We start from the raw sequence: 7,311 nt of genomic DNA, 5'->3' as shown, positions 1-7,311 counted from the left end.
GTGAGAGCTTTGGTAATTTTTTCCATGTATTTGGCAACTTCTTCGTCTGTAAGGTTGTCATTTGGATTTTGGAAGGTAAGGCTATAGGCCATTGATTTCATTCCTGCACCAAGTTTTTCACCTGCATAAACGTCAAAGAGTTTAATGGCAACCAAGCGTTTCACTCCAGCAGAGTTAATAGCATCAAGAACTTCTTGATGGGTGATGTCAGCCTTAAGAAGAAGGGCGATATCACGTGATACTGCAGGGAATTTTGTGATTTCAACAAATGGTTGATCTGGTTGCAAGGCAGCTTCTACAGCGTTGAGATTAATTTCAGCTACATAAGTTTCTGGAATACCGTAGTTCTTAGCGGTTTGAGGGTGTACTTGACCAAGGAATCCAATGGTTTGACCATCAAGTAAAATAGTCGCAGTGCGACCTGGGTGCATACTTGCTAGGTCTTTTGTCGCTACATAGTCAACAGTAAGGTCAAGTTTATCAAAGAGAGCTTCTACGATACCCTTGGCATAAAAGAAATCAACTGGCGTTGCTTTGGTTTGGAAATCTTTTTCCGCAACAAGACCAGAAATGGCAAAGGCGAAGGTATTGATTTCATTTGGTAAATCTTCTTTCGGATTACCTTTTTGCTCAAAGACTTTACCAATTTCGTAGATAGCAACGTTGCTATTCTTACGGTTAACATTGTAAGCAACGGTATCAAGCATACCAGAGACCATGTTCTGACGGAGGGCTGAACGGTCGACAGTCATTGGCCACATCAACTCTGTCAAGTTAGTTGGTGTCGCAGCAAATTCAACGGCCTTTTCAGGTGTTGTCAAAGCATATGAGATGATTTCAGTCAATCCAGCACCTTCAGCAATGGTACGAACCTTACGGCGAAGCGCTTGTGTTTCAGTCAACTCACCAGCTGTTCCTGCTGCCTCTGGAAGTGTCGTAGGCAATTTTTCATAGCCGTAGATACGTGCAATTTCTTCAACCAAGTCTGCTTGGATACTGATATCCCAACGACGACGTGGTACAGATACAGTGAATTTATCAGCATCACCAGTCAATCCAAAACCAAGTTTCTCAAACACATCTTCAATATCCGCAAAAGTCAATTCTGTACCAAGGCGAACATTTACGTAGTCAAGGCTTGTAGAAACTTGGACTGGCTCTGTATCAACAGATCCCGCTTGAACACGGCCTGCAAGAACCGTTCCATTTGCCAATTCTTGCAACATAGCTGCAGCAAAATCAAGGGCTTCAAGGACAGTATCATTATTGATACCTTTTTCAAAACGTGATGATGATTCTGAACGAAGGTTGAGACGGCTACTTGTCTTACGAACTGATTTTCCATCAAAAACAGCAGCTTCGAGAACGACATTTTTAGAATTGTTGTCAATTTCAGTTGAAGCGCCACCCATAACACCTGCGAGGGCAACTGGTTTGTCAGCAACTGTAATAACAATATCTTCAGCAGTCAATTCACGTTCTTCACCATCGAGAGTGACTAATTTTTCACCATCACGGGCATCACGGGCAACGATACGTGAATCTTCAAATTTATCCAAATCGAAGGCATGCATTGGTTGTCCAAAGTAAAGAAGAACATAGTTTGTCACGTCAACCACGTTGTTGATTGGACGGATACCAGCATTCATAAGAAGGTTTTGCAACCATTGTGGACTTGGTTGAACAGTAACATTCTCAACCACACGACTAGCATAAGTAGCCACTTTATCACTTTCGATGGCTACTGAAATCTTATCAGAAGCTGGTTTACTGTCTTCAGTAACCGTTTTTTCTGGGAAGTGAACAGATTTTCCATAGATTGCAGCGACTTCATGTGCCACACCACGCATAGAAAGAGCATCCGCACGGTTAGGTGTGATTGACAATTCGATGATTTCATCATCAAGGTCAAGATATGGGAAGATGCTATCTCCAGGTACGGCATCTTCTGGCAAAATTTGGATACCATCCGCAAATTCCTTAGGAATAATGCTATCTGGAAGTCCAAGTTCTGCCAAAGAACAGATCATACCGAGAGATTCCATCCCGCGAATCTTACCTTTTTTGATCTTGTAGTTATCCGCAATGCGGGCACCAGGAATGGCAACAATTACCTTGATACCAGCAGTGACATTTGGAGCACCACAAACAATTTGACGTGGACCTTCTGCATCTCCAGTATCTACTTGACACAAGTGCAAGTGTGTGTCAGGCACATCTTCACATGACAAGACATGACCAACAACCAATTTTGACAAGCCCTCAGCAGGTGTCTCAACACCTTCCACTTCAATACCTGTCGTCGACATTTTTTCAGCGAGTTCAGCAGTGGTAACATCCACATCAACCAACTCTTTTAACCATTTATAACTAACTAGCATAATTATGATATTAAGACCGTGTCCTTGCAAAGCAAGGACCAAAGTGACAAGATTTTAGGAAGTCGCCTGAAATCCTGATTTCAGTAGCGACTTATCTAAATCTCGAACTTTGAGGTCGTATTCAAATCCTTTCTGTAAAATTATCAGTTCAACTGATAAATGAGAGAAGAGTTCAAACCTCTACTTAAGCGGGTTCAAATCCTTTCTGTAATTTAGGAATATGTATATCTGATATAAGAGGAAGACGAACTAACACGTTTAATCGCCTTTTAAACTCCTCTCTATCAACTTAATAATAGGTTTATAGTTTTAATTTAAGCAACCAGTCGCGGTCAACTTTACCATCACCAACTGGAAAATCGTGTTCTGCGAATTTTTCGAAGCCATATTTATCGTAAAATATCTGTGCTTTGAAATTCCTTTCCCAAACACCCAACCAGGCCCAATCACAACCTAGATCACGAGCTTCTTGTAAGGCAAACTCAAAGAGTTGCTTACCCAAGCCCATGCCTTGGAAGGCCTGACTGATATAAATACGTTGAATTTGAAAGGCATTATCCAAGTGCTGCTCTGTTTGAGCAGAACCTACATTAGTCTTTAGAAAACCTGCCTTTTCACCATCAACGAGAATGAAAAAGTAACGCGATTCTTCATGAGTGATTTCATCTAAGAGAACTTCCTCAGAAAGTGCGGTATCAAAGTAACCTTGCAACTGGTCTTCGGTATTATCATGAGCAAAAGTCTCTCTAAAGGTATCTTCGGAGAGAACTTTTAATTCTGCTACTTCTTCCGGAAGAACCTTACGAATAACGACTGACATGACAACCTCCTAAACCTTATTTAAACTGTTCTGAGAAGCGAACATCCCCTTGGTAGAAACCACGAATGTCGTTGATACCATAACGAAGCATGGCAATACGTTCTTGACCAAGACCAAAGGCGAAACCTGAATATTCTTCAGAATCGACACCAGACATCTCAAGCACTTGTGGGTGAACCATACCAGCACCCAGGATCTCAATCCAACCTGTCTTCTTACATACGTTACATCCTTTACCACCACACTTGAAGCATGACACGTCAACCTCAACTGAAGGCTCAGTGAATGGGAAGTAAGATGGACGCAAACGGATTTGACGTTCTGCACCAAACATTTTTGGATAATCATTTCAAGCGTTCCCTTAAGATCACCCATTGAGATGTTTTTACCAACGACCAAACCTTCGATTTGGTGGAACTGGTGACTGTGAGTCGCATCATCTGTATCACGACGGAAAACACGTCCTGGTGAGATCATCTTAAGTGGACCTTTAGAAAAATCGTGTTTATCAAGTGTACGAGCTTGGACAGGACTTGTGTGAGTACGAAGCAAAATTTCTTCAGTAATGTAGAAGGTATCTTGCATATCACGCGCTGGTGGTCCTTAGGCAAGTTCATACGTTCAAAGTTATAGTAGTCAGTCTCAACTTCAAAACCATCAACGATTTGGAAGCCCATCCCTAAGAAAATGTCTTCGATTTCTTCAGCTGTTTGGCTAAGAATATGACGGTTTCCAAGTTTGACTTGGCGTCCAGGAAGGGTTACGTCAAGACTTTCAGAGTCAAGTTGTGCTTGAATTTTAGCGGCTTCAACAATTTTAGCGGCTTCGTCAAAAGCTTCAGTAAAAACGTCACGAACTTCGTTGACCATTTTACCAACTTTAGGGCGTTCTTCATTAGGAAGGTCTTTAAGCCCCTTCAAAAGATCCGTCAAAGAGCCTTTTTTACCCAAAACTGCAACACGCAATTCTTGTAATTCTTTAGAGTGTTCACCACGCATTTCAGCCAATTTAGCCTGCGTTGATGTTTTCAACTCTTGCAATTGTGTTTGTAAATCCATGAGATTCCTTTCTGATGTAACAATTTCGAATCGCAAACAAAAAACCACATGCCAAAACTCCAACCCGGAGCGTTGACACGCGGTACCATCCGTTTTTTATCTGGTTACCCAGACCTTGATTCGTCAGTCGTTTTCATGAGTGAATTCGCCGAACTTCCCTTGAGGAGGCTTCCAGTCCATGACCTCCAATCCCTGTCAATTTCCATAAGGTTACTAGTCTCTACGACTTCTATTCAATTACTATCAATTTTACCAAAAAACAAAAAGCTTTCAAGAGCTGACAAAGAATCCTTTAGTTAATGCCAAAATGGAAAATATGTCTAAGATAATTGACACACCTATACAAATTTGCTACAATTATGTCAGATAAAGTTGACATAATTAATAAATTGCGACTTACAGCAACACATTAGCTTGTCTTTCAGAAGGAGGCCCATTATGAATCAGGTCAGGGAATTTAGAAAGAATATGGGGCTTTCGCAATTAGAACTCGCAAAATCTATTGGTGTTTCCCGACAGACCATTAATATGATTGAAAATAACAAATATAACCCAACACTGGAGCTCTGTCTAAATCTAGCTAAAGCACTAGACACAGATCTTAACAGTCTCTTTTGGGATGGAAATGGCGAATAAAGATAAAAGATAGAAAGAGGTAAATCATGGTTAAAGAAACCTTCACTGACAAACTAATCAAACGTTTTTACGGTATTACTGGTCCTTTAGATGAACAAAAGCGCCAACAGGTTGATCGAATGGGTAACATAGCTTTCATAGTTCTTTTCTTTACCTTACTTTGTGGTAATTGTATTGCCTTTCTTATAGGCTTTAAGTATCCCGAACTTGTAGCTCGTATTTATCCTATCCTCCTCTTGATTATCATTCTGTTAGTTAGCAGCATCCTTACTTATAAGTTAAAGATAAGTGCTGTTAATGCTTTTGACGAGGAAGAACTGACTGAGAAAGAGAAAAAACAACTTAAGCACGTGGGGCTTAAGTCAGGTTTATACTTTGGGATTAGCATGTTCTTAGGCATGCCCCTAGTTCACTTCTTAGTTGACAATAAAGACTATTTGACAGAATTATTCTCAATCCATAATATGCTATCAGGCATTTTTGAAGCTATCCTTTTTGGGGCTATCATGCAGGGCTTGGTCAATGCTGGTATCAAACAAGCCAAATCTCAAGCTGAGAAAGGTGACCAATAAACTAAAAAGACAAAGAAAAATCCAGGTTTCCCAGCCTGGATTTTTCGCTCGAAAGAAGACTTCTTAGACTTGTATACGCGAAGCCTAAATGTGTCCAGAAAATCGTATCTTAACACATACACTATAACTAACTTCAAAAAACACCATATCCCCATATGACATTTCCTTAAATATTGTAACATGTCAGTGGGAAATGACAAGTCGCCCTCTCTCTCATAAACCCTAAAATCCTAATCATAGCCTTTGTTAAGCCATTTTACGCAATCGATTGCGTAATTTTGAAAGCGCAAACTTAATGTTTTTCTGAAAGTCCTTACAAATTTTTTGAGACTATGAAAAAAGATAGTGATAAAGCTATCAACTATCTTTCATGAAAATATAATCTATTTTTAGTCTAAATCAAGGTCTTTTAGTTTGACCGAAACGATTTTCGAGACACCTGATTCCTGCATAGTTACCCCATAAATAGAGTCTGCTGCAGACATGGTTCCCTTACGGTGGGTAACTACAATAAATTGACTGGACTTGTCAAAACGATTAAGGTAGTCACCGAAGCGTTTAACATTGGCTTCATCCAAAGCCGCTTCTACTTCATCAAGGATAACAAATGGAATGGTTTTAACACGAATGATGGCAAAGAGAAGGGCAAGAGCTGACAAGGCCTTCTCACCACCAGACATAAGGTTAAGTGATTGAATTTTCTTACCTGGTGGCTGCACAGAAATTTCTACCCCAGCCTCTAGGAGATTGTCTGAGGTCAAAATCAAGTCTGCTGAACCTCCACCAAACATCTGGGTAAAGGTCTGTTTAAAGCTTTCTCGGATAGCCTCAAAGGTTGCTTTAAAGCGTGATTTCACTTCATCATCCATGTCATTTATGGTATTCAGAAGGAGACTCTTAGCTTCGAGCAAATCATCCTTTTGTCCGTTCAAGAAATCAAGACGTTGCTTAACCTCTTCAAATTGGGCAATAGCATCTACATTGACCGGACCTAAAGCTTTGATTGAACGCTCAAGACCTTGCAGGTTCTGGCGTGTTTGTTCGACATTGTCAAGAGGGCTAGCCTGACCTTTGGCGACTTCAAGTGTCATCTGGTAATCTTCAGCCAACTGGGTCGCAAACTTACGAAGCGATTGACTAATCTGACTTTCACGTTCTTCCAAGCGAGTCTGCTGACGAATCAAGTCCTCGTTACGATTGCCAGCTTTAGCCAAACGCTCCTCCAAGTCTTCCAACTGACCTTCGTAATCTTGCACCTGAATCTTGGCACGGACAAGAGCTTGTTCCAAATCTTCCTTACGTTGGACAGCTTCTTTATGCTGTGCTTGCAAATGCGGAAGGCGGTCAGTTTGGTCATCATTGACCTGATTATTAAGAAGCGATTTAAGACTATCCGATTCCTTCATTAATTCAGACAAGTCGGCTTGAAGACGATTACTTTCTGTCTTAGCAAAACGCAATTCTGCTTGCAAATCACGTTCCTTCAACTGAAGTTTAGATTGCTTGTCTAAGAGAACCTGTTTTTGTTGGCCAAGTGCATCTTTGTCTTCCTTAATAGCTTCAATACGGTCGTTAATGGTCTCACGCTTGGATGCAATTTGTGCTAACTCTGCTTTAAGTTGTTCAGCCTTATCTTGAAGATTTACCCCTTCAGTTCTCTGAGAATCCTGTTTGAAACTATCCACTAGGGTTTGATTTTTCTCCACCTCTGACAAGGCTTGTTGGTGTTCCAAGCCCAATTTTTGCTCCTGAAGACGAGCATTTTCACCATCTACCTTAAGGCCTTCTAACTCTTTCTGTAGAGCCTTACGTTTGATTTTAAGGGCTTCAACTTTGGCCTCACT

Annotated in this window: 5 protein-coding genes and 1 pseudogene; 2 read left to right on the top strand and 4 right to left on the bottom strand. The window is 40.8% G+C overall.

Features of this window, described 5'->3' with window-relative positions:
• From pheT to pheS, 3 genes and pseudogenes are all read right to left on the bottom strand, one after another.
• Nucleotides 1-2,381, bottom strand: a 2,381-nt coding sequence (pheT, locus tag HSISS2_RS02250; RefSeq protein WP_042767179.1) for a phenylalanine--tRNA ligase subunit beta, incomplete at its 3' end; no start/stop codon positions are given.
• A gap of 301 nt (nt 2,382-2,682) precedes the next feature.
• Nucleotides 2,683-3,201, bottom strand: coding sequence for an N-acetyltransferase (locus HSISS2_RS02245; protein WP_021145169.1), 519 nt, complete (start codon nt 3,199-3,201; stop codon nt 2,683-2,685).
• Between the two features lie 16 nt (nt 3,202-3,217).
• Nucleotides 3,218-4,259 (bottom strand): annotated as a pseudogene (pheS, locus tag HSISS2_RS02240) (phenylalanine--tRNA ligase subunit alpha).
• Nucleotides 4,260-4,697: 438 nt separating this feature from the next.
• Between pheS and HSISS2_RS02235 the strand changes: the two are divergent.
• Nucleotides 4,698-4,895, top strand: a complete 198-nt coding sequence (locus HSISS2_RS02235) for a helix-turn-helix transcriptional regulator (RefSeq protein WP_021145166.1) — start codon at nt 4,698-4,700, stop codon at nt 4,893-4,895.
• Between the two features lie 26 nt (nt 4,896-4,921).
• Entirely contained in the window at nt 4,922-5,467 is a 546-nt protein-coding gene (locus HSISS2_RS02230; protein WP_021145165.1) for a DUF3278 domain-containing protein, read from the top strand.
• A gap of 389 nt (nt 5,468-5,856) precedes the next feature.
• Here the strand turns inward: HSISS2_RS02230 and HSISS2_RS02225 are convergent.
• On the bottom strand, nt 5,857-7,311 hold a 1,455-nt coding region (locus HSISS2_RS02225), incomplete at its 5' end, for an AAA family ATPase (protein ID WP_042766911.1).

The sequence above is a fragment of the Streptococcus sp. HSISS2 genome (assembly GCF_000448665.1).
GTDB lineage: Bacteria > Bacillota > Bacilli > Lactobacillales > Streptococcaceae > Streptococcus > Streptococcus raffinosi.
Note: the sequence above shows the minus strand (reverse complement) of the source record. Positions and strands in the feature narration are given on the sequence as shown.

What these genes read in the sequence shown, in the direction of transcription:
- HSISS2_RS02235 (WP_021145166.1), top strand. Translation starts at nt 4,698, where the DNA reads ATGAATCAGGTCAGGGAATTTAGAAAGAATATGGGGCTTTCGCAATTA.
- HSISS2_RS02245 (WP_021145169.1), bottom strand. Translation starts at nt 3,201, where the DNA reads ATGTCAGTCGTTATTCGTAAGGTTCTTCCGGAAGAAGTAGCAGAATTA.
- HSISS2_RS02230 (WP_021145165.1), top strand. Translation starts at nt 4,922, where the DNA reads ATGGTTAAAGAAACCTTCACTGACAAACTAATCAAACGTTTTTACGGT.